The organism is Nocardia arseniciresistens (genome assembly GCF_046764875.1).
GTDB lineage: Bacteria > Actinomycetota > Actinomycetes > Mycobacteriales > Mycobacteriaceae > Nocardia > Nocardia arseniciresistens.
Map to the genome: position 1 here is coordinate 1 of NZ_JBKORD010000017.1, position 20403 is coordinate 20403.

Sequence of the window (20403 nt, forward strand, 5' to 3'; positions counted from 1 at the left end):
AGAGACGCCGGTGCGTGACGAGCACGAAGCGCGGTCCGGTCCGGGTTATTGGCCCGAACTCGGTACGAAGGAGCCCTACAGACGATGGCATCCACACCTGACGACGCCACCGAGTAGCACCACCGTCTGCGACAGTTCGGCACCGAACACAGCGACAGAGACGCTCCACCCTGTGCCACGAATTCTAATCCAAACCGTGGGGTAAACGCGGGGTTGGCTCAGATAAAACAGGTCAGGCCCGGTGCAATACCGGGCCTGACCTGCATCTATGAGTGGTCCTAACGCTATTCAATCCGAACCATCCCACGGCCGAAGGGCCGACGCTCCGGATCAAGCCGGTGCCCTGCACATCGTCGAAAACGGCACCCCCACCGGCCGAGACCGCTCCGCCCGTCACCAAGCCGACAGCCTCGAGCAAATGCTCGAAACAATCATCGACGTCGCCCATGTCCACGGCATCACCCACTACGAGCTCTTCGCCTTGCGTGACACCGATTCCGCCGCACCCGAACCCACCGGCCGACTCGGCATCACCACCGACGATTACCGCCCCAAGCCCGCATTCACGCTGTACCAAACGCTGATCGATGGACATTCGGTGCGCTGACACGCGCTACCAGGGCCCCCGCCCGAACCAGATCGGCAGCGGTGGAACGCCCGGCACCTCGACGTAGGGTGTCAGCGCATTCACCGTCGTGATCTGGACGGCATCGGTCTGCGTGCCGAGAATCGCCTCGCCTTTCGGTGGCGGCCAGAACGAGTACACCTCGGCATCCCGGTCCGGGCCGATGAGACGTCCGGTAGCCATCGCGGTGTGCGCGTTCCCTTCACCCCATCCCTCCCACATGATCAGATCCCCGCGCTGGGGTCGAGGGCTGTCCGAGTCCGCTGGGTTGTAGGCACGCCTTTCATGGGGAAGGGTGACCTGCTGCATCTTCTGCGGAAAATTATCCGGCAGAAAGCCTTCCTTTCGAAAACGCAGCGCCTTCCTCCCCAATAACGATGCGTATTGCTTACGAAGCTGGGCGTGGGTGAGAACGTTGCTCTTGGCCGCGGCCCACAGAATCATTTCACGGCAGTTATAGCCGGAATCCGGGCTCAGCGGCGGGAGGGGGCCTTCGGTTTTGGATAGAATCCATGCCTCGAACTTCCGCACAGGGATGAAGCGGGGAAGGAAATTCGTCCATGTTGCCTTGGCACCCGACAAGTGGATTCTGTGCAACTCATCCGCGACAATCAGTGGTGCATCCTTGGCCGCCGACCCCCGTGTAGGCTCCGCGAGTCGGGGCCCCGCGCCCGCCTGGTCCCGCGAATCGCCCCAGCCGTACTCGCGCGCGAGATCCTTGTCCTTCCCGTCCGTGCCCCCAGCTACCTGGCGAAGTTCGCGACCGACGTTCCGCAAAGGCTGTTCGGCGACCTCGGCCACACCTTTCGCCGCCCCCATGATTCTTTGGTGCATTGCGGAAAGAACCCGGCGCAGCAATTCAGACCTTCCGATCCCGACCACCCGCCCCACGCCAGAACGGGTGTGGCAAAAGAGTCCATCAGCGTAGGCAGATCCTAATCACTCACTCACTACCGGTGCCATGGAAACTTCCCAGAAATCGGCGTAGCGGCCACCGCGGCGCACCAGCTCGTCGTGGCTGCCCTCCTCCACGATCCGACCTCCGTCCAGAAAGACGATGTGATCGGCGCGTCGAACGGTCCGCAGCCGATGTGCCACCATCACCACCGTCCGGCCCGCCATCAGGCGCTCGACACCCTCGTGGACGGCCGCTTCGTTCACCGGGTCCAGTGCCGAGGCCACCTCGTCGAGCAGCACGATGGGCGCATTCTTCAGCAGCGCTCGCGCGATCGAAACACGTTGGCGCTCACCGCCCGACAGCAGTGCGCCGCCTTCGCCGACATTCGTCGCCCATCCGCCGGGCAGTCGCTCGATCACTTCGTCCAACCGCGCCGCTGACACTGCCGCCCGCACCTCGGCTTCGTCGGCGTCGGGGCGGCCCAGACGCACGTTCTCCTCGATCGTGCCGTCGAAGAGATAGACATCCTGGAAGACGATGGCGATCTGCGCCATCAAAACCTCGGTGCTGATCGCGCGCACGTCCACGCCCCCCACGCGCACCACGCCCTCGTCCACGTCTGGCTTCGGCTTGGTAGCAGAGCGCATCGGTGGATGAATGTGCTTGGTTCACCTGGTGGCTCAGGGGCGCGGCGCAATTCGCACCCTTGATGTGCACGAGGGTCTGCGTGCTGGTGAAGCCGTCGCAGGCTCGCGGAGTTGTTCTTGCATTCGGCCGACGAGCAAGGCATGGCCGAGGAGTTCCGCGCGGACTGCGGGAGGGACGGGGATCCGACCTCGCAGGTCGTGGAAATGTCTGACGGGATCGACTGGAATGCGCTGGAGAAGGTGCTGCCGTTCCTCGACACAGTGAAAACGTTCTACGACGCGCGCTCCGACAACGAGGACCGAGCCCACGAGGGGGGCGGATTCCCTGAAGGTTTCTCTCGCAGCGCGCTGCGTCAATTGGAATCTCATCTGGAGGAGATCGTCGAGTCGATCCCTGATTTCAGTACCCGCGAGGTGTACGAGCCACTGATTCCAGTGTTGCACAACGATTCTCAAAGCAAAGGTGTCGAGTCGTGAAACGTCCCGAAGTCATCAAATCCTGCGCTGCGTCCGAGCATCAGCAGGCCAACGAACAGATCATCGAGTTCTCCCACTCCACCAGTGGCGGCCTGATCAGCATCCAAGCCCTCGAGTCCGGCGAAGTCCGGGTCGAGGTGCACTCCCTCGACGGCCAAGTGCGGGTCAAAACACCCCGCGAGGCGCTGGTACTGGGCGCCGCGGTGCATGTCGTGATCCAACAAGGCAGTGCGAGCAACGAGTTCCACGTCCACGCTTTCGACACCGTCGAGGATGCGAATCAATACCGCGTGAGCGCTGCGAAGAGCGCACACCTGACCACCGAGCCGGTCGAAATGCCCGACGCCACCGACTTCGACGCATTGGCGCAACTGCTCGCCGCACTCGGCGATATCGGAATGCCCGAGGTTCCCGACGACGACGTCAGCGAGACCGACCAGAAGCCGGATTCGTTGGAGACCGGGTTCGTTGGCCCCCTCTGATGCGCTGACTCCGGCGACCGCGTTCGTGATCGTCGCCTGCGCGGGGTTCTGATCCGCCTGATTTTCCGCTGATCCGTTTTGCCCGCATTCGATTGGATGCGGTCGTTTGTGCTGCCGAAATACGGCAGACGATTGATTGGAGTGGTTATGTTCACATTGATTGTATCGGCCCTGTCAGCTCTCCTCGGATTCCTGCCCGGCCCGCAGTTCGAGACCGCGCCCGGACACATCGAGAACATCCCCGGCGTGATGTCGGTCCAGCCCGAGACCGACGGCCAGATGCTGAGCGTGCAGTACTGGGGTCCGCGCCAACACTGAAGTCGCAGCGCGGCAACGGCCGGAACGCGTTCACGCCACGCACCCCCTTCCTGATGAACGCGCACCAGCCGATCAAACGCATCGGCGACCAAATACGCGCCCATCGTGTCAATCTCCCGCCAGCGCAGACCCCGAGCCCTGGGCGCACCACCGGCCGGCGATGCGCCCAACAAGGCTTCGTCACCAATTGCGCTGCCGCCAACTTTCAGGCTGGCAGCAACAGCACGCGCCCGCGCTGCGTTCGGCCAGCTCTGCTTTGAGTTGGCCAAAAGATCGAGCCCAGCCAATAGGCGCACCGGTTGCTCGAGCCGGAATGAATTCGCAGGGGCGGAAGTTGGCTCAGATCGCGCGGCGCAGTAAACAGCCGGTGCGGATGCGGCGTGCGGTGGTGGTGATGGCTTCGGCGCAGCATCAACCGGTGGGGTTGATCGCGAAGCTGATGCAGGTCTCCGAACCCCTATGTGCGGCAAGTGATTCACGACTTCAACACCCATGGGTTCGGTGCGTTGGACCCAAAATGGAGCGGGGGCGGGCCGAGCAAGACCGATCCGAAGACGCGTGAACGGATCTGTCAGATCGCCCGGTGCTGCCCCCGGGACCTGGGGTGGCCGTTCTCGACATGGAGTCTGTCGAAGCTGTGGGTACGTCACCGGGCCTGACGGCATGAACCGGAAGGTTGTCGAGGAGTCGGAGCTTCCGGCCGAGGAACCGACTGTGAAACAGGCGGGGTGGCATTTCACCACTCAGAGTTATCTGGCGGGTCGGGTCAAGCCTGAGCCGAAGGATTACATCACCGTTCGCGGGCGTGATCTGCGTATGGGTGACGATCTGACGTTCCTGAGCAGTATCCATCGGATTTTCGGGTTCACACCCTATGACCCGACGCGGATCGGTCTTCCGGCCGAGGACGGTTGGCGGATTGCGGACTGTCCCGCCGGGTGGGGCATGACGATCGACCCGGGCGGTCTTTACCGCATTCATCCGCGACCGATTGAGTTGCGAAAGAATATCGCGCCTTGGTTCTGAGGTAGCGCCTGCGCATCGGCCACGACCGCAAGTTGTGGGCCGTTGGCGGGGGAACTTCGCCGACCGCAACAACTCGATCTTCCACAGCCCGTGGGCGCTCTATCGGTTGCGGCGGGTCTACTTCGCTCCCGCGACCGCCGCACGATCTGTCGACGTCGTACTCCGAGGCACTCCCGAACACACCCAGCAGATGCTCGAACGCTTAAGTACAGCCCTCGATATCCCGGCTATCACCGACACCTGCCACCACACGCGTCTGTGGCTGGCCCAACGCCCACCCGAATCGACCACCTACCCGCATATCGCCAACATCGGATATTGCGCCTGGGGAAATAGGATGCCGACATATGGCGTGCGCTCCATCGCTGCGACAACGGGCCCCTATGGAAGCACCGCGTCGCGACCTCATTCGCACGGTATGGCCTGCTGTGCATCCGGGAGACCACGGTGTCGGGTTCGTATCGGGCGTAATTCTTGGCGATGCTCACATCCTGCTGGTTGCGCTGGGTTGAATCCGGCCAGAGTGCGGTCGGTGGTGCCCCGCAGGCTCGCGACGGTGCGGCCGCTCAAGCTGGCCCGCGCAACCTCGGCCAGCTCCTCGTACATGTTGGTCGGGGCGCCACACTCGGACAGCCGCGAATTCCCTCCGGTGCGACCCGGCGTTGCCAGACGTTGGAAGAGCTGGAGGAAACGTACGGCCCGCTGGAGCTCGTGCCGTACATGCGCTGCCCGCAGCCGTGTGATCCAGAAGGGGCTCGGCCCGCCTACACGACGACTGCCGCGCTCCCGCGAGGTGCAAGTCCCGCCTGACGAAGACCGAGACGACCCATCGTGACCGCGCCTGCGATGGTGAAGCTCTACGCAAATTGTCGGCTGCTCCAGCGGTGCGGAAACAGGTAGTCGATTACTCGTTTTCGAAGGATTAACGGGCCTTACTGTAGGTGGCGTCCCGGGAATGAACCACTCGATTCAACGCCTTCGGCGATTGGGTCGATTCCGTCAGGGGAACATGACGGCTAGATATCGCATCACCATTTCCGCGGCCGATCGCGACCGAATGTCGGATCTGGTTCGAAAACGCCATCTCAGGCTACTTGAGCATGGAGCGAGGCAATCGGAGGAGCGCGGATTTTCCGTCGACGCGATCGTGGAGGAGTCTGCTATCGCGGACCTGATCGCTGCAGGATATGACGTCGAGCGTCACGAGGACGTCGATCTGGCGGGCCGGGAACGTCAGCGCGAGGTCGGTCGCGGCAATCGGTACATCCAGAGCGCCACCGACATGGAGTGAGTCGATCATGTACCTGAACGTTCTCAAGGTCGAGTCTGCACTCGTCGTCTCCAGCGTTGTCAATGCCGGATTCACCGAGTTGATCGAACTGCCCCACCCGACGTGGGAGGAGCGGCGCTGTCAGGCGATCAAGATCGGCAAGGGTTCTGGATCGGGTCGGATCGCGGTGATGCTGCTGGGCGGACTGCATGCGGATGAATGGGGAAGCTCCGATATTCTCATAAATTTCGTTGAACAGGTGACCGACGCCTACCGCACGGGGTCGGGGCTCGACATCGGGTCGAAATCGTTCAGCGCCCAACAGCTGAAATTGATCGTCGAGCTACTCGATATCGTAGTTTTTCCGCAGGCGAACCCCGACGGCCGCGCCTTCAGCATGGAGGGGGGCAGCAATTCGGATTGGCGGAAGAACCGTCGCACGAAGGATCCGTCGTCTGACAGCTGCCCTGGCGTTGATTTGAACCGCAACTTCGACTTCCTGTGGGACTTCACGCGCTACTTCGACACCCAGTCGGGGGTGCACAGTTCGATATGGCCGTGCGAGCCTGAAAACTACATCGGTCACAAAGTTGAGTCGGAGCCGGAGACGAAGAACGTCGTCTGGCTTCTCGACCGGTTCCTTGCCACCCAGTTCTTCGTCGACGTCCACAGCTCTGGTGAAAAAATCCTTTACAGTTGGGGCAACGACGACAATCAGAGCACCGACAAGTCGATGAACTTCCGAAATGCCGCATTCGACGGCCAACGCGGTGCGGACCACGACAACTACGGTGAGTACATTCCTCCCGAAGACGAGGCCCGGGCGATTGCACTGGCGGATGCGATGGCGGAGGCGATCCGGTCCGTGCGGGGACGGTCGTACGAGGTATGGCAATCGAAAAAGGGGGCGTACCCGGTATCGGGCGCATCGACCGACTATGCCTACAGTCGCCATTTCACCGACGAGACCCGGGAAAAGATCTACGCCCACGTCATCGAATGGGGCAGTAATCAAAATCCACCCGAACCCTCCCATCCGATCTACAGTGAGATGCGGCAGATCATCGACGAAGTGACAGCCGGTCTTGTGCAGCTCTGCATCGAGGCTGCCGCCAGCGTCAAGAAGTGCTTCCTGGTGATCGAACGCAGCACCTACAGTCAAGACGAGGTGCTCGCCGCTCACCCCACCGACACGAAGCCGGCCGAGTTCGATCCCGCCTTCTGGGTGGTGGTCGAAGGCTTCACCACAGACGAATTGGGGCTCACCACAGACAATCTGGACGAACCTCCGACGGCCCTTACCGTCACAATCGAGACCCTGTCGTCGCAGTCAGGCATGTCGGTGCATTCCACCGGGCCCGTGATCCCAGAGGACCCGAGTCTGCCTGCACGCCCGCAGCGATTCCGATACCAGTGCCAAATGTCGTTTGCTTCGGACGCGGTGTTCAACTTCCCTGGCGCCTCCAAAGACATGCAGGTAGGGGCTTCTGTTACCGCCGCTGGCAAGACCGCCACCGCCGCGGGAGTGCTGCGACTGTTCAAGAGAGAAGCGAACCCGTTCATGCTCGATGGTCCCACCTGGTGGCTCAGTGTGGATCTGCGCGTCTTCACCGTCCGTCTCCCCGAGGCCCGGTTCGGGCAATTGCTTTTCGCTGACCCGAACACATTCATCGAGTCGGTGATCGACGAGCTCAACGACGGCGGTGGGGTCGCGGGCGGCGAAAGTTTCGACGAGTTGCCCGAGGACGAAGCCGGGTCGCGGCTAGAGCTGACCCCGATCGACGCGACCTACCGGCTGGTGTACAACTTCGCGCTGGCCCGGGTGCGCATGCGCGGGCTAACGCAGGATGCCCCCGACACCCGCGTCTTCTTCCGGCTCATGCAGGCGCAGTCGACGAATACAAGCTATGACCAATCCACGGTCTACCGCCGATTCCCCATGGGCACGCCCGGTGGCCGCACCATCGCTCTTCCCGGCATACGTGGCGGCGAGTACGTCTCTGTCCCCTTTTTCGCCGCTCCGCGTGTGGACACCGCCGTGGAGAGCATGATCAAGCAGACCGATCCGAAGAATGTGCGCACCATTAAGCCTGATCCAGGCGGCAACGAGGTCGAGGCGTATTTCGGCTGCTTGCTCGACATCAACCATCCCAGCGACAAGATCTTGCCGCAGACACCGCCCACGCAAGTGGACGGCCCGTTCCGGTTCCAGTCGGTCACACTGCGGTCGCTACAGGAGGCGATCGTGCGGAGCCCGCACCAGTGCCTGGTCGCCGAGATCGCGTTCGATCCCGCTACGATTCCCCCCGGAGTCGATCCGACCACGACCGACAAACTCGCCCAGCGCAACCTCGCCTGGGTATCGATTCCCAACCCCGGCGACGACGGATCACGCTGTGCGCCGCAGACGTTCGAGATCGCCTCGACACCGACGTTCTCAGCCGAACCCACCGAGTTGATGATCGATTGGGACGGTCTGCCGGCCGGTTCGACCGCCCAGGTCTATCTGCCCACGGTCGACGCCGATGCCGTTCTCGCTCTGGCAGATAGGACTGTCGGTCGGTCCCGGTTGCAGCGGATCGACGCACACACGCTTGCCTGCGCCGCTGAGACGGTGACCTACCTTCCGATCCCACCCAGTCTGCGTGGCGACCACGCAGGTCTGCTCACCGTCGAGGTACCCGCAGGCGTGCGCAGGGGACAGCAGTTCACGGTGCGGGTCCGCCAGCTCACGCCAACGAAGGTAAATCGCCAGGTACCTGACCTCACTGCGGTTGGTGGCGGCGAGCAACTGCTGCGCTGGGATCGGGTGGACGGCGCTTTCCAGATCGACATCCCGGTCCGGACCAAAGCCGAACTGCTGCCAATCGAGCTGCGGCTGCTGTCGGTGCTGCGCTGGATCGCGCGCGACATCCCGGCGTCCAGCCGCTGGTCTCCGGTCTTCGTTCGCTATCTCGCGCAGATCGCCGAACGGGTACGTGGTCTCGGTGGGAATCCCGACACCGTCTTGCCATCCCCGACCGGGCAGGGCTCGATCGGCGGTGGGCGACTTCCTCTCTGCTTCCTACGAAAGTGCTACTCCCCGTTCATATCGCTGGTCCGAGCTCTGCGCCGCCGCTGGTGTCGACGGCGGGCGGCGGCCCGATCGCGGGTTGGTCAGCCAGAGAGGCATTGATGATGCGCTGCTTGTTGCGCGCCGTCAGCCACGGTTCCCGAATCTCGCGACCAGGACACCCCGGGCACCGGAAAGGCACGCTCAAATGCCCCCCTCAGCGGCTATTACCGCGCATCCAGCGTTCCTCGCGTTCAAGTAGCTGGGCAAGGACCGATAAATCACATGCGTGGACCATGTCATTCGCTTCGTTGTGCGACTGCGCTGGCGTAGCCAGCTCGAATGCCTCCCCGCGACCATACGTCGGCAGTCGTCGTGCTGATCCCAAGGAGTCGGCTGAGGATCGCTGGCGGAATGCAGAGAACGACGGAATGACCGGCGCGAGTGTGTCATAGCTCACACAGATCACCCCCGGAGGGGGTGAACCGCAGGTCGCGAGGGAAATCCAATGATGAGTGTCCAGGCTGTGCCTGGACACCTTTTCTGAGGCATATTTGCCACAATTTTGTGTCCGGAGGGGGAATAGGACACAGTGATTGCGGCAGATATGCACACTTTTCGTGTACATGCCGTCACCATACACGTTTTCGGTGTCCAGGTCGGTGGCCGGATTCCTTCCCCGTGGCGCAAATGCGCGGCTACGAGGATCGACGAAATGCTCTGCGCTGCAATGCGGTTGGACCGAGCGGGCAATCGCTGATGCATAGGTACGAACGCGGAAGGAGCCGAGGGCATGATCCGGAGCGCATATGCGCGATCGAATGCCGATGCTGTGTTGGTCCTACAGCTAGTTGGAGTCGGATCATGGTGCCCTGACACAGTTTCAGCATCGCTTTACGCCGGTACTCCTGTCAATGGTTCAAGGTCATCCAGTTGGAATGACATTGACAGGTTTGCAAATGTTCGGCGATTGAATAATACGACTCCGAGGCAGTCCCGACCTGAACTGACGAAGGGTCTTCCGACAATCCGCACGCCTGTGCACTGCTTTGCTACGCGCTCTTCTTGATCCGGTGCCTTCAGCGCGATGTGGGCCGACTTGCTCAGCGAAGAGGTGTTACCCGGTCGGGGTGAGGGACCTGGCACGCACATTCGCATCCCCCTCGCAGGTCGGCATCGCAGCGGAACGCAGGCCATCGGAAGCCTCGCACGCGGCGTGAGGTGGATACTGGCCGGGCGAGAACGCATCGAACTCGGCAGACTGCTCGCTCGTGGTGCCCGGTTGGATGCCGTCCTCGACGTCGGCTTGCTTGATCCAGCCGGCTAGGCAGGACTCGCTGATCCCGAAATCGGCCGCGATCTGCTTGAGCTTGTGGCCTGGTTCTCGGTTACGTGCAACGCGGACGACGTCGTCACGGAACTCTTTGAGGTAGGGCTTGGGCACGGTATACATCCTTCCAGCAGTGCCTTTCGGCACCACAGATCAGATGACCTGCCCCACTAGTTAGGTTCCAGTTGTGGTGGCTAACTGACAGCGCGGATGTTGTTGTCGAAGGATAGTTCGTACTCGATCGGAGTGGAGTAGCCCAGGGCGGAGTGGCGCCGCTGGCGGTTGTGGAAGATCTCGATGTAGTCGAAGATCGCGTTGGCGAGCTCGATCCGGGTCTTCCATTTCTTGCGGTTGAGTAGCTCGATCTGCATCGAGGACCAGAAGCTTTCCATCATCGCGTTATCGAGTCCGTCGCCGACGGTGCCGAACGAGGGCAGCAGGCCCGCGGAGCGGATTTTCTCGCCGAAGACCCAGGACGTGAATTGGGTGCCGTGGTCAGCGTGCACGACCCCGCCGGGAGCGGGACGGCGATTACGGATAGCCATGTCCAAGGCGTTGACCACCAAGGTCGCGTCCTGCTTGGAATCGATCGACCAGCCCACGATCCTACGGCTGAACGCGTCGAGAACCGCAGCGCAGTAGACCCAGCCTTCTCGAGTCCTGTGTTGCGTTATGTCAGTGACCCACAACTCATTTGGTGCCAGCCGGTGGAACTTGCGGTTAACCAGATCATCGGCAGTCGCGACGCCGCGCAGGCGTTTGACCCGCGTCGGCCCGGGCAGCCCGTAGATGCCGGCTTGAGTCATCAGAACCGACACCGTTCGCGAGCAGACCGTCACGCTCATACCGAGGGTGAGTTCGGCATGGATTCTGCGGTACCCGTAGGTGCCTCGGGAGGCGACGTGGACCTCACGGATCAGTCCGGTCAGCCACTGGCGCCGCAGCTGGGTGGGTGTGGTCGGGGTGCGTTTGTGCTTGTAGTAGTTCTGTCGGGTGATTCCGAGGATTCGGCAGCATCTGTCCACGGGTGCCCCGGCGTCGACGAGAGCGTCGATCACCGGGTAGACCCTTTTGGGCGAGGCTTGTCCTCGCCGAGGAACTTCGCTGCTTGGCGGATGATCGCCAACTCGCTTTCCAGTTCAGAGATCCGCCGCCGCGCTGCGCGCAACTGCACGGACTCGGTAGAGGAGGTACCGGGTCGCAATCCACGGTCGATCTCGTCTTGACGGACCCATTTCGACAGCGTCACTGGATGAATGCCTAGCTCGACGGCTGTCTGTTTGGCTTGTCTGCCTGCGCGTACCAGCGCGACTGCTCGCGCACGGAACTCGGGAGGGTAGGGGCGGGGCACGGCGTTCAGCCTTTCGTAAAGGCTGTCAGTTAGCCACTGGAACCGGAACCCAAGGGATGGGGCAGGTCAAGATGTCACCTATCCGTGCAGCAGTCCCATCCCGCTGGCCATCCGTTCTGCATCACGACAGGTGGGACAGGACCGTCATGCCGTTCGTAGACGATGTCCGTGCTCATGACCAGACCCGCTGGCTCTGACACACCGGCTGAGCGCGGCGTCCAACCTGCGATGCGGTTCACGCCGCAGCGGTCGATCGCACGGATAACACGTGTCCGCGCGTTCTCCACGTCGAGTTACATGCAATCGAAATGCCTTCCGGCACAGACACTAGAAGCGGCAGGCCCGCTGATTGCACACGGTGGCCGGGTCGCCCACTCGCAGGCCCCGCCCTTCCCTGTCCTGTTCCACTGCCACTTTCACTCTCCTCCCGCGTGCAGGCTTAGCTGCTCCGACGAGGGGACGCGGTGTGCAGCCTTGTGAACCAGGGAAGTTGGGTACTTTCGGAGCGCTCGCGACCTAGCCCTGCGGCTGATGAAGCACCAGGCGGGGATCTGCCGACCTGTCTAGGAATTCGGCGGTCCCTCCGGAATCGGACCGGCTGCCGAAAGCAGCCGTCGACCGTTGCCATCTATGCCGGTCTAGCCAGATCTGCCATTGTGCCCGTTGAGGCTGCGCTGCCGTCGTGTTGGAGGTAATTCAGCGAGGGCAGCGGGAGTTGGCAGATCTCGTGCGCTTCGTCGACCAGTACGCCGAACATGCGCAGAAGGTCCTCGGCGACATGATCGGCGGCAGCGGCATCGTCGTGTTTCCTGCCCTTCGAATGCAAGACCAATATCCGATGTCCCTGCGTGTCAGGCTGACGGCTCCACCGCTCCAGCGCTCAGTCCGGACGCCGCCTCATGTCTGGCGGGCTGCCCAAGGCACGATGGCGAGGTGGTGGAATCGATTCCGGGGCCGTTCACCTTCTTCTCGAACGCCTATGTCATGACGTACAAATCGCTGATGGAGGACGTCCAGAACCTGCTCGTTGCGCACCCAGCTCAGAGCGGATCACCCGGTCGGCCAGCGGGCGACACGGGTCCTCTGCTCCGGTCCGCGATCGTGCTGCTGCACACAGCTTGGGAGAACTATGTCGAGCAGATTGCGATCGAGGGGTTCAATGATCTACTGAAGCGAATCGGTTCTGACCACACGAAGCTGCCCCATCGGCTGCGCTCCGAACTTGGGGCAGTGAAGAACCCGTGGGTGCTCGCTGGCGATGGGTGGAATCCGAGGCCCTCGCCGCAGTTGAGCGTGATGCAAACCGACTCAACACTCCGAACGTCTCGAACACGGAGAAGCTACTCGACCTCGCGATCGGTCTCCCGGATGCCCTCCACAGTGTTTCGTGGCGAGGCGCTAGCAATCAGAAAGTGCGGGGCACGCTGGACGAATTCGTCCACGACATTCGTGGTGAGATCGTGCACAGGGGCACAACGCCCGGGCGCCTCCACAAGGGTGGCGTCGAGTGGTGGATAGTTTTCTTTAATCGTCTTGTGGCACAGATCGATTCGAAGGTGCTCGAACATAAACACTTGCCCTCAAATCGACTGTAGAGGACAGGTGCGCGGCCCGTCGCGGCACATCAGCGCGCGCTGGCCGCCGGGTAGTGAACTGCGGAACCCCGATATGTTCGGCTGACGAGTAGTGCGACCGACACACCGCCGCCCACGACGAACGCTGGATCCACCACAACGTGGTCCTGACCGACTGAACACCGCCCCTCGACCGGCACCTCACCCTGGACCCGCCGGTACCCCGTACTCGGACGAGAGAACATACGCCTCGATGCCCACGCCGCCACGACCGCGGCGAGCCTGTTCCCGGATGGGTCACGCCCGTACTGCGACTGCTGATCGCCGCCGCACTGGGTGGCGCACAGAGCGGCGCGAGTAGGCGCAGCAATGCGGGCCTGAGCACAAACTCGGTGGCGGTTCACACCTGAAGGAGGCGATGATGACGTGGTGTCCTTCTCCCCGCCGACTTCCCTACCGAAAGTTCGCTCAGCAGGTCCGACGCTTCCATCGAGATCGCCTGCTGGACAAGGTCGCTGAAGAAAGCGCACGGATCCAGGCCGAGTGGGTGAAGACACATCGGCCCCGCAGTCGTTCTGCGATTACCAAGCGGTTTCCGGTTGCCCATGTTTCGCGTGTCATGCGGCCGCAGGCTCCCCACAGCCTCGGCTACCGTTCTTCGTCGCGAGCCGGAGGGTTGATCAGCCGCACTTCGGAGATACCACCCTGGTTTACACAGTCCTGGGCCAGGTCATGAACCTGCCAGAAGAAGTCTGATGGAGGCTCGGTCACGTCCACGCTCATCTCGACGGGCGAATATCCATGCAGTGGGATGCCTTGGTAGGGGTAGCGGGGGGCGCCCGCCAGGAGTACCAGCGCATCCTGACCTGCCCATTCGACCCCGACACGGATGTCGTACTCATCATTGCCGGTGGCTTCCGCAGCGACCTTAACCAGTGCCATCAGGTCGGCGACACCAGCCTCAATGGCCGATGCCTCCACCTGCCACCCGTCGAGGTAGGTATCGCTGCTGATCATGTGTCCACCGATCGCGGCAGCTAGGGTGACCGACCCGTCATGGTGGACGCTGGCCCATGCCTCCTTCCAAACCGCTCGATCGCCGGTAGCCTCATTGGGCGCAACCCAGCGGCGAAGACCAGGACGCGGGTTCAGCCGGTCCACGCTGGCCAGAGGATGTACTCCGTCGCACGCGTAGGTCTTTGCCAATTTTTCGGTCTGAGTCAGCACGTCGCGGACATCGTCACGACTAAGGCGGTTCTGGAGTCGAGGGACTCGGGGATGCCCAACGGCGATCATCCATGCCCGTGTTTGGGTGTCCCGGCCGCGAGCTGCCTCAACGTACAGGTTGTCTAACGCCTCGGTGGCATGACGGCGTTCCTCGAAGCGGGCCCGGTACATCGCCTCGAGCTGGCGTTCCTTCATCCAGACAGTGTCGGCGTTGTTACGCAGCGGCGCGCCGAAGTAGTCGTTCCTGTAGATCAGATGCGGACCGTCGACGCTTGCCGGTACCTCGACCGCCACGGCTCGCTTGTCACCGGACCCGAGTCGATGCACTTTCAAGCCGAACACGGGCGGAGTGATGGCATTGACCGCGGCAACGCGCAGTGCGCGCTCGTATCCCTCGTCGCACTCGCCGACACCGACGCGCTCAGTCGCAGCCTTTTGTGACTCACGGACACCATAGACGATAAGGCCGCCCCCACTGTTGGCCATAGCCGCAACGTCCTTGGGAAAGTCCGTTAGCGGCAGTCCCTTCACCGGCAGCAATTCCAACTTCCAGTCCAAATCGTCGGTCTCCTCGACACCCTGAGCTACCGCCTCGTCGAGCAGCTCGTCGGTCAGTGGTCCCGGAGCTACGCCTAGGACCCGATGAAGTGCAGTGAACGTCATGCGACAAGGGTAAGAAGTGGAACCGACATCGCCAGAGGAGACTCGAATCGCCCCGGGTTGCCGCCGCTTTCAACGGTCGCGGGCACACGGACCGGCTGGGCCGACCGATACGGCTTGCGCGACTTCAGAAACTACTTGCGGGGGGACTGGCTGGCTGGGCAAACTCGCCAAGGAAGACCCCTCCTGTGGAGATCGTCAACGGTCGCCGCCTGCTGGCCAGCCATCGAGCCGGTGCACGCCACCACCCGAGGCACAGAGGTGACTAGATCGGTTCTGGGCGAACGGCATCCGTGAGCGACGCGCACTCGAACCATCGCGGCCAGCCGAGGCCGGACAACGAAGTCCCTTCCGCCACTGCCCTCCCGGGTCCGCCATGGGTCAAGTCCAAATGCGTGGTGTAACTCGGGTGGTCGCCACATGATCCGAAATATCGGTCAGGCCGTGAGTTCTGCTGGGGCTGGGTCCTCCTGCTCGTCGGTGGCTGTGAGCCCGCGTGAGCGGGCCAGGACATCGAGGCCGAGGTAGCGGCGTCCTTCGATCCATTCGTCATGTTGTTCGGCCAGCACCGCCCCGACCAAGCGGATGATCGAGCCGCGGTTAGGGAAGATACCGACCACGTCGGTGCGGCGGCGGATTTCCCTGCTCAACCGTTCCTGCGGATTGTTCGACCAGATCTGCCGCCAGATCTGTTTGGGGAACGCGGTGAACGCCAGCAGATCCGCCCGCGCCGCATCGAGGTGATCACAGTTCTCGGTCAGGGCATCGAGCATCCGGTCATATTGCGCGGCAACCGATTCGGCATCCGCTTGATCGAATACTGAATGCAACAATGTGCGGACCCACGGCCACGAGGCCTTCGGGCAGCGGCTCATCAAGTTGACCGTGTAGTGGGTGCGGCAACGCTGCCAGGACGCGCCCGGCAACGTGGCCCCGATCGCGGCCACCAGCCCGAAGTCACGAGCTGGACTCCGCTCAGGCCGCAGGCAACCAGGTCTGGGAAGAACCCCAGCCAGCCCGCTCCGTCCTCCCCGGAAGTTACTTGCAGGTCGAGGATTTCGCGGTAGCCGTCATTGTTGACCCCGGTCGCGATAAGGGCGTGGACGTTGACCACCCGACCGTTTTCGCGGACCTTCAACACGAGAGCGTCGGCGGCGAGGAACGTGTAGGAGCCTTGGTCCAAGGGGCGGGTGCGGAAGGCTTCGACCTGGGCATCCAGATCACGAGCCATCATCGACACCTGCGATTTGGAAAGTGTTGTCACGCCGAGTGATTCGACGAGTTTCTCCATCCGTCGGGTCGATACCCCGAGCAGATAGCAGGTCGCTCGGGTGGCTGTGAGCTGCGGCAAGACGTTGCGGGCGAAGAATCCAGCAACGGCAGTTTTCCCCGGTAGAAGTCGCCACCAGCGGCACTCGGTGAGCGATCGAGCACGGCGAGAGCGATCTCGGCGTGGGCGAGCAACTGCCACCCGATCAGCAGGTCGCCGACGGCGAGCAGGTAGCGCACCGATCCCAAACCGATCTTGTAGAGCTCGGTGGAGTCCTGTTGGGCGGCGAGCAGGTGCCCGATCAGGGTGGCGGTGATCGCCTGCACGTCCTCGAGCGCGGTGGCGAGCAGGGCGCGTTCGGCCTTGAGCCGGTCGTCGCCACCGTCGACGAACTGCTGGATCTGTGCGGCGATGTGTGCCAGGGCGACGCCTTGGTCGCGGGCGATCTTGCGGAAGAAGGAGTCCTGGGCCTGGATGGCGGTGGTGCCCTCGTAGAGCGAGTCGATCTTGGCGTCGCGGATGTACTGCTCGATCGGGTAGTCCTGCAGGAAGCCCGAGCCGCCGAAGGTCTGCAGCGATTCGGTGAGGTACTGGTAGGCGCGTTCGGAGCCCACACCTTTGACGATGGGCAGCAGCAGGTCGTTCACCCGGGCGGCCAGTTCGGCGTCCGCGCCCGAAACCCGCCGCGCGACCTCGGGATCCTGGTGCACGGCGGTGTAGAGGTACACCGCGCGCAGGCCTTCGGTGTAGGCCTTCTGCAGCATCAGCGACCGGCGCACGTCGGCGGGGCGGATGATCGGCACTCGGGGAGCGGTCTTGTCGGCCATCTGCGTCAGGTCGGCGCCCTGAACGCGGGTCCTGGCGTAGTCGAGGGCGTTGAGGTAGCCCGTCGACAAGGTGGCGATGGCCTTGGTGCCCACCATCATTCGTGCGAACTCGATCACATCGAACATCTGCGCGATGCCGGCGTACTTGTCGCCGACGAGGTAGCCGACCGCCGGTGTGCCGTGACCGCCGAGGGTCAGTTCGCAGGTCGCTGCGGCGACTCCCCTTGGATCGGATTGCACTCCCGCGAGCCGGCTTCGTTCCAGCTCGCGGAGCACATAGGGCCGGACCTGCGATGCGATTGCCTCCACCCGCATCCGGGCCGGATCCTCGGCAGCCTCGATCCCGCGCGATGCCGTAACAGACGAGCAGATCACCGATCCGGCGCGGCACCGCCCGAACCTGCGGGCCGTCCGGATCCAGACAAACATCGAGCAGTGATTGGCGGTCGACAGAGTCCATTCCGATGCCCGAACCGGAGCTGAGCTCGTCAGCGCCCGAACAGTAGCGCGATGACAGCGTCGGCATGGGCTTCCACGACTTCGCGGGCGCGGGGGTCGACCCCTGAGAGGCGGCGGCACTCGGGTCCGAGGACAAACATGTTCGAGCTGGCTCCGGTAAGGATGTAGTAGAAGTGCACGGCAGGGATGTTGGGCACGTGACCGCCGGCGACGAGGTATTCGAGCAAAGCGGTCGCTTGCTCGAAGCGTGGCCGGACATGCTTCTCGACCAACCAATCCATGCGAGCGCTGTCGACCTTGCACTCCTGGTTGATGATGCGGTTCATCTGTGGATGCTCGGCCGAGAAATAGACGAGCTCACGAATCAACAGCTTCGCGACACTGACCTCATCAACCCCTCTCAACCCGTCCACGCGTGCTGCCATCACCTGAGTGAGGTCATCGAACAAGACGTCGACGGCCGCCCGCCACAGCTCGTCCTTCGTACTGAAGTGGTAATTGAGCAGAGGCTGTGTTACTCCAGCTCGCGCGGCGATGTCTCGCAGGGACGCGCCATCGTAGGACAGCTCGGAGAACAGATCCAGAGCTACCGCAAGAATCCGTGCGCGCGTCGCGTGTCCCGAAGGCCTGGTCGCTCGTTTTGAAGTGGGCTGCTTGGTCACCTGTCGATACTAATCAAGCGATCAGTTCATCGCCAGCTAGGTTATCGTTCGATTAGGTAGATAGGGCGTCGTTAGCGGAAATCAAGGGCACCCGTTGACCTACGAGCGGTGGATTCGGACCGGGTTAGCAACGGCTGTCGGGAGACCGCGGGATCCACGGCATTCGTCACATCCAAGGCCGCCCTCCCGTTGGGCCTCCATTTCCGTTGAATCGCCGAGGTCGAACTTTGCCGGCTCGACCGCCTAACCGTTCCGGCCATGGATCGCGGTCGGCACAGCGCCCCTGGTCACCACGGAGCTTGGTCGTGCTCGTTGGTGTGCCGTTCGCCTGTCGCCTGCAGGAGTGGTTGACGTCCTCACGACGACTGCTCGGTCGTACTTCAGGATTTCATGACACTCTCCCGCCAGTGGTCGTCCGGTATTTCTGGTAGACCAGGACGCTGGCCCATCGTTTCCGGTGCCTGATTGCGGCTGTACGGTCATCCGATTCCCGGATCCATTGCTAGGCATGATCGGCGGCGACCGAGTCGGCGGTCGACTCGATGCTCAAGGTCTTGCGTAGGAAGGTCGCGACTTCTTTGCGGCAATCGACCGCTTCGGGGATGTCGGGTTGATCGCAGAAGGTGTGCCACATGCTCTCCCAAATCCGCAGGTGACTCGGGGCGTCGGCGGCACGTAGAGCCCAGTACATGCGGACACAGTCGCTCAAGAACAGGTCGCGGGTTCCCGTGACGATCATACTGGGTGGAAAACCCTGCAAATTGGGGGCGTGTACCGGTGAGAGCAAAGGGTCGGCCACGCTCGTTCCTGCTGCATAGGCCCGAACTGCCCTGTCGAGCTGGCCGCGCCACCTGATGAGGGGGTCACGTCCTTCGAGACTGTGCTCGCCGGTACCGACTCGTGCGAGGTCGGTCCACGGGGCCATCAATCCCAGGCCTACCGGCTCAGGAAGTCCGAGCTCTCGGATGCGCTGCATGAGCGCCAACGCCAGCCCACCGCCCGCTGAGGCACCCACCAAAACGAACTTCGACGGCCGCTCGGCAACGATCGCCGAATACGCGGCAATTGCATCATCGAGCGCTGCAGGGAAAGGGGCTTCCGGCGCGAGCCGGTACTGGATCGAGATCAAGGGCATCTCGAGCGCATCAGCCATTAGTACCGCCAGCTCATCGCGTGCGTCGCCGAGAAAGTAGCCTCCACTGTGGAGAAATATTGCGTAGGTGTCGCCACCGGTCACCTGCCGCGGGGTCATTGTCCACACCTCTGTACCACCAGCAGTCGCGGTGGTCGCTCGGACGCCGAACCTGGTCTCCAGTTCGGCAATCGGCCGTCGACCGTGGTTGTAGGCCCTGCGAATAAAGCGCACGTTACGAGACGTCAGGCGCACCGGGATCCTGGCAGCACGATGGCCGATCAAAAACTCCTTGGCCTCGTCGCTGATGGGGAGGCAACCGATTTCACGGCCTCGCCTGCTCACCGCAGCACCTCCTGAATCGCAATGATCTGACCGGACAGCCACGCTGCCTCCGAGGAGGCCAGGAAGGCGACTACGCCGCTGATCTCCTCGGTGTTACATTTCGCCGACAGCAGGCTGTTCTGCATCGCACGCCGGCTCGGATCGACTGTTGCGAACCCCGGACATACGGTGGGTGGCGCTACGGCATTGACTCTGATGTGGGGACTGAGTTCGACGGCGAGTTCTCGCGTCAGGTGGATCAGCATCGCCGCGGTCGCGCCTTCGAAGGCGATCCCTGGCGCAGGTTTCAGCCCAGCTATGGAGGTGATGTTGACGATCGAGCCTCCGTGCTCACCAAGCCATGCCTTGTGCGCCTGCTGTACCCAGGAGATGGCGGAAATGCAGTTCGACTCGATCACCTTGCCGGCGGACTTGTAGTCGAGCTCGAGCAACGATCCGGCGGCGGGGTTGGCTCCGATGTTATTGACCAGTACGTCAATCGAGCCGAATGCTTCCATCGCCCGGTGCATTGTCTCGATCTGATGCGTGACATCGTCGATGTCGCCGACAACGGCAACCGCGTTGTCGCGCCCGCCGAGTTCGTCCACGGCTGCGTGTAGCAGGTTCGGATCACGGGCGGTCAGACACACCCCAGCTCCTTCTGCAACAAGCCTTTTCGCGATAGCGAGTCCGATACCACCGGCGGCACCGGTGACGATCGCGGTCTTACCAGCCAATCGCGGGAGCGGTGACGCTTTCGCGCAACCTCGGCGGTACTCCATCACGGCCTCC

Annotated in this window: 15 protein-coding genes and 4 pseudogenes; 8 read left to right on the forward strand and 11 right to left on the reverse strand. The window is 62.7% G+C overall.

The window, feature by feature from the left end; genetic code table 11:
* The first annotated feature begins 418 nt into the window (after positions 1-418).
* On the forward strand, positions 419-607 hold the full coding sequence (locus tag ACLMAJ_RS28295; RefSeq protein ID WP_412016902.1) for a hypothetical protein: 189 nt from the start codon (positions 419-421) through the stop codon (positions 605-607).
* A gap of 6 nt (positions 608-613) precedes the next feature.
* On the opposite strand, the gene ACLMAJ_RS28300 is transcribed toward ACLMAJ_RS28295, so the two are convergent.
* Positions 614-1507, reverse strand: a complete 894-nt coding sequence (locus ACLMAJ_RS28300) for a hypothetical protein (protein ID WP_412016903.1) — start codon at positions 1505-1507, stop codon at positions 614-616.
* 57 nt (positions 1508-1564) lie between these two features.
* A pseudogene (locus ACLMAJ_RS28305) lies at positions 1565-2143 on the reverse strand (ATP-binding cassette domain-containing protein); the annotation flags it as partial.
* A gap of 168 nt (positions 2144-2311) precedes the next feature.
* On the opposite strand from ACLMAJ_RS28305, the gene ACLMAJ_RS28310 reads away from it, so the two are divergent.
* From ACLMAJ_RS28310 to ACLMAJ_RS28340, 7 genes are all read left to right on the forward strand, one after another.
* Positions 2312-2647, forward strand: coding sequence for a hypothetical protein (locus ACLMAJ_RS28310; RefSeq protein ID WP_412016904.1), 336 nt, complete (start codon positions 2312-2314; stop codon positions 2645-2647).
* A complete protein-coding gene (locus ACLMAJ_RS28315; RefSeq protein WP_412016905.1) occupies positions 2644-3129 on the forward strand; it encodes a hypothetical protein in 486 nt (161 codons plus the stop codon). Before ACLMAJ_RS28310 ends, ACLMAJ_RS28315 begins: the two co-directional genes overlap by 4 nt.
* 147 nt (positions 3130-3276) lie before the next feature.
* Positions 3277-3447 carry a hypothetical protein gene (locus tag ACLMAJ_RS28320; protein ID WP_412016906.1) on the forward strand — a complete coding sequence of 57 codons (171 nt, stop codon included), beginning with the start codon at positions 3277-3279 and terminating at the stop codon, positions 3445-3447.
* Positions 3448-3917: 470 nt separating this feature from the next.
* Positions 3918-4106 (forward strand): helix-turn-helix domain-containing protein, encoded by a 189-nt coding sequence (locus ACLMAJ_RS28325; protein WP_412016907.1) that lies wholly within the window; start codon positions 3918-3920, stop codon positions 4104-4106.
* 4 nt (positions 4107-4110) lie between these two features.
* Complete coding sequence (locus tag ACLMAJ_RS28330) at positions 4111-4473, forward strand: hypothetical protein (RefSeq protein ID WP_412016908.1); 363 nt, start codon at positions 4111-4113, stop codon at positions 4471-4473.
* Between the two features lie 1057 nt (positions 4474-5530).
* Entirely contained in the window at positions 5531-5764 is a 234-nt protein-coding gene (locus tag ACLMAJ_RS28335; RefSeq protein WP_412016909.1) for a hypothetical protein, read from the forward strand.
* 7 nt (positions 5765-5771) lie between these two features.
* Positions 5772-8918 carry a M14 family metallopeptidase gene (locus ACLMAJ_RS28340; protein ID WP_412016910.1) on the forward strand — a complete coding sequence of 1049 codons (3147 nt, stop codon included), beginning with the start codon at positions 5772-5774 and terminating at the stop codon, positions 8916-8918.
* A gap of 994 nt (positions 8919-9912) precedes the next feature.
* On the opposite strand, the gene ACLMAJ_RS28345 is transcribed toward ACLMAJ_RS28340, so the two are convergent.
* From ACLMAJ_RS28345 to ACLMAJ_RS28385, 9 genes and pseudogenes are all read right to left on the reverse strand, one after another.
* The gene (locus ACLMAJ_RS28345) at positions 9913-10239 is read right to left on the reverse strand and encodes a transposase (RefSeq protein WP_412016911.1); all 327 of its coding nucleotides are present in this window, start codon (positions 10237-10239) and stop codon (positions 9913-9915) included.
* A gap of 80 nt (positions 10240-10319) precedes the next feature.
* Positions 10320-11476 (reverse strand): annotated as a pseudogene (locus ACLMAJ_RS28350) (IS3 family transposase).
* Between the two features lie 628 nt (positions 11477-12104).
* Positions 12105-12308 (reverse strand): hypothetical protein, encoded by a 204-nt coding sequence (locus ACLMAJ_RS28355; RefSeq protein WP_412016912.1) that lies wholly within the window; start codon positions 12306-12308, stop codon positions 12105-12107.
* A gap of 1390 nt (positions 12309-13698) precedes the next feature.
* Positions 13699-14940: an AlbA family DNA-binding domain-containing protein gene (locus ACLMAJ_RS28360; protein WP_412016913.1), complete on the reverse strand. Its 1242-nt coding sequence runs from the start codon at positions 14938-14940 to the stop codon at positions 13699-13701.
* A gap of 434 nt (positions 14941-15374) precedes the next feature.
* A pseudogene (locus tag ACLMAJ_RS28365) lies at positions 15375-16279 on the reverse strand (IS256 family transposase); the annotation flags it as partial.
* Positions 16265-17250: pseudogene (locus tag ACLMAJ_RS28370) on the reverse strand (acyl-CoA dehydrogenase family protein); the annotation flags it as partial. The pseudogenes ACLMAJ_RS28370 and ACLMAJ_RS28365, both read right to left, overlap by 15 nt.
* A gap of 272 nt (positions 17251-17522) precedes the next feature.
* Positions 17523-18155: a TetR/AcrR family transcriptional regulator gene (locus ACLMAJ_RS28375; RefSeq protein WP_412016914.1), complete on the reverse strand. Its 633-nt coding sequence runs from the start codon at positions 18153-18155 to the stop codon at positions 17523-17525.
* A gap of 502 nt (positions 18156-18657) precedes the next feature.
* Positions 18658-19407, reverse strand: a complete 750-nt coding sequence (locus ACLMAJ_RS28380; RefSeq protein ID WP_412016915.1) for an alpha/beta hydrolase — start codon at positions 19405-19407, stop codon at positions 18658-18660.
* A 221-nt stretch (positions 19408-19628) separates the two neighbouring features.
* The gene (locus tag ACLMAJ_RS28385; protein ID WP_412017091.1) at positions 19629-20393 is read right to left on the reverse strand and encodes an SDR family oxidoreductase; all 765 of its coding nucleotides are present in this window, start codon (positions 20391-20393) and stop codon (positions 19629-19631) included.
* Positions 20394-20403 lie beyond the last annotated feature (10 nt).

Coding starts and splice junctions, on each gene's coding strand:
- ACLMAJ_RS28295 (WP_412016902.1), top strand. CDS start 419: ATGCTCGAAACAATCATCGACGTCGCCCATGTCCACGGCATCACCCAC.
- ACLMAJ_RS28310 (WP_412016904.1), top strand. CDS start 2,312: ATGGCCGAGGAGTTCCGCGCGGACTGCGGGAGGGACGGGGATCCGACC.
- ACLMAJ_RS28320 (WP_412016906.1), top strand. CDS start 3,277: ATGTTCACATTGATTGTATCGGCCCTGTCAGCTCTCCTCGGATTCCTG.
- ACLMAJ_RS28330 (WP_412016908.1), top strand. CDS start 4,111: ATGAACCGGAAGGTTGTCGAGGAGTCGGAGCTTCCGGCCGAGGAACCG.
- ACLMAJ_RS28335 (WP_412016909.1), top strand. CDS start 5,531: ATGTCGGATCTGGTTCGAAAACGCCATCTCAGGCTACTTGAGCATGGA.
- ACLMAJ_RS28340 (WP_412016910.1), top strand. CDS start 5,772: ATGTACCTGAACGTTCTCAAGGTCGAGTCTGCACTCGTCGTCTCCAGC.
- ACLMAJ_RS28360 (WP_412016913.1), bottom strand. CDS start 14,940: ATGACGTTCACTGCACTTCATCGGGTCCTAGGCGTAGCTCCGGGACCA.
- ACLMAJ_RS28380 (WP_412016915.1), bottom strand. CDS start 19,407: ATGACCCCGCGGCAGGTGACCGGTGGCGACACCTACGCAATATTTCTC.
- ACLMAJ_RS28385 (WP_412017091.1), bottom strand. CDS start 20,393: ATGGAGTACCGCCGAGGTTGCGCGAAAGCGTCACCGCTCCCGCGATTG.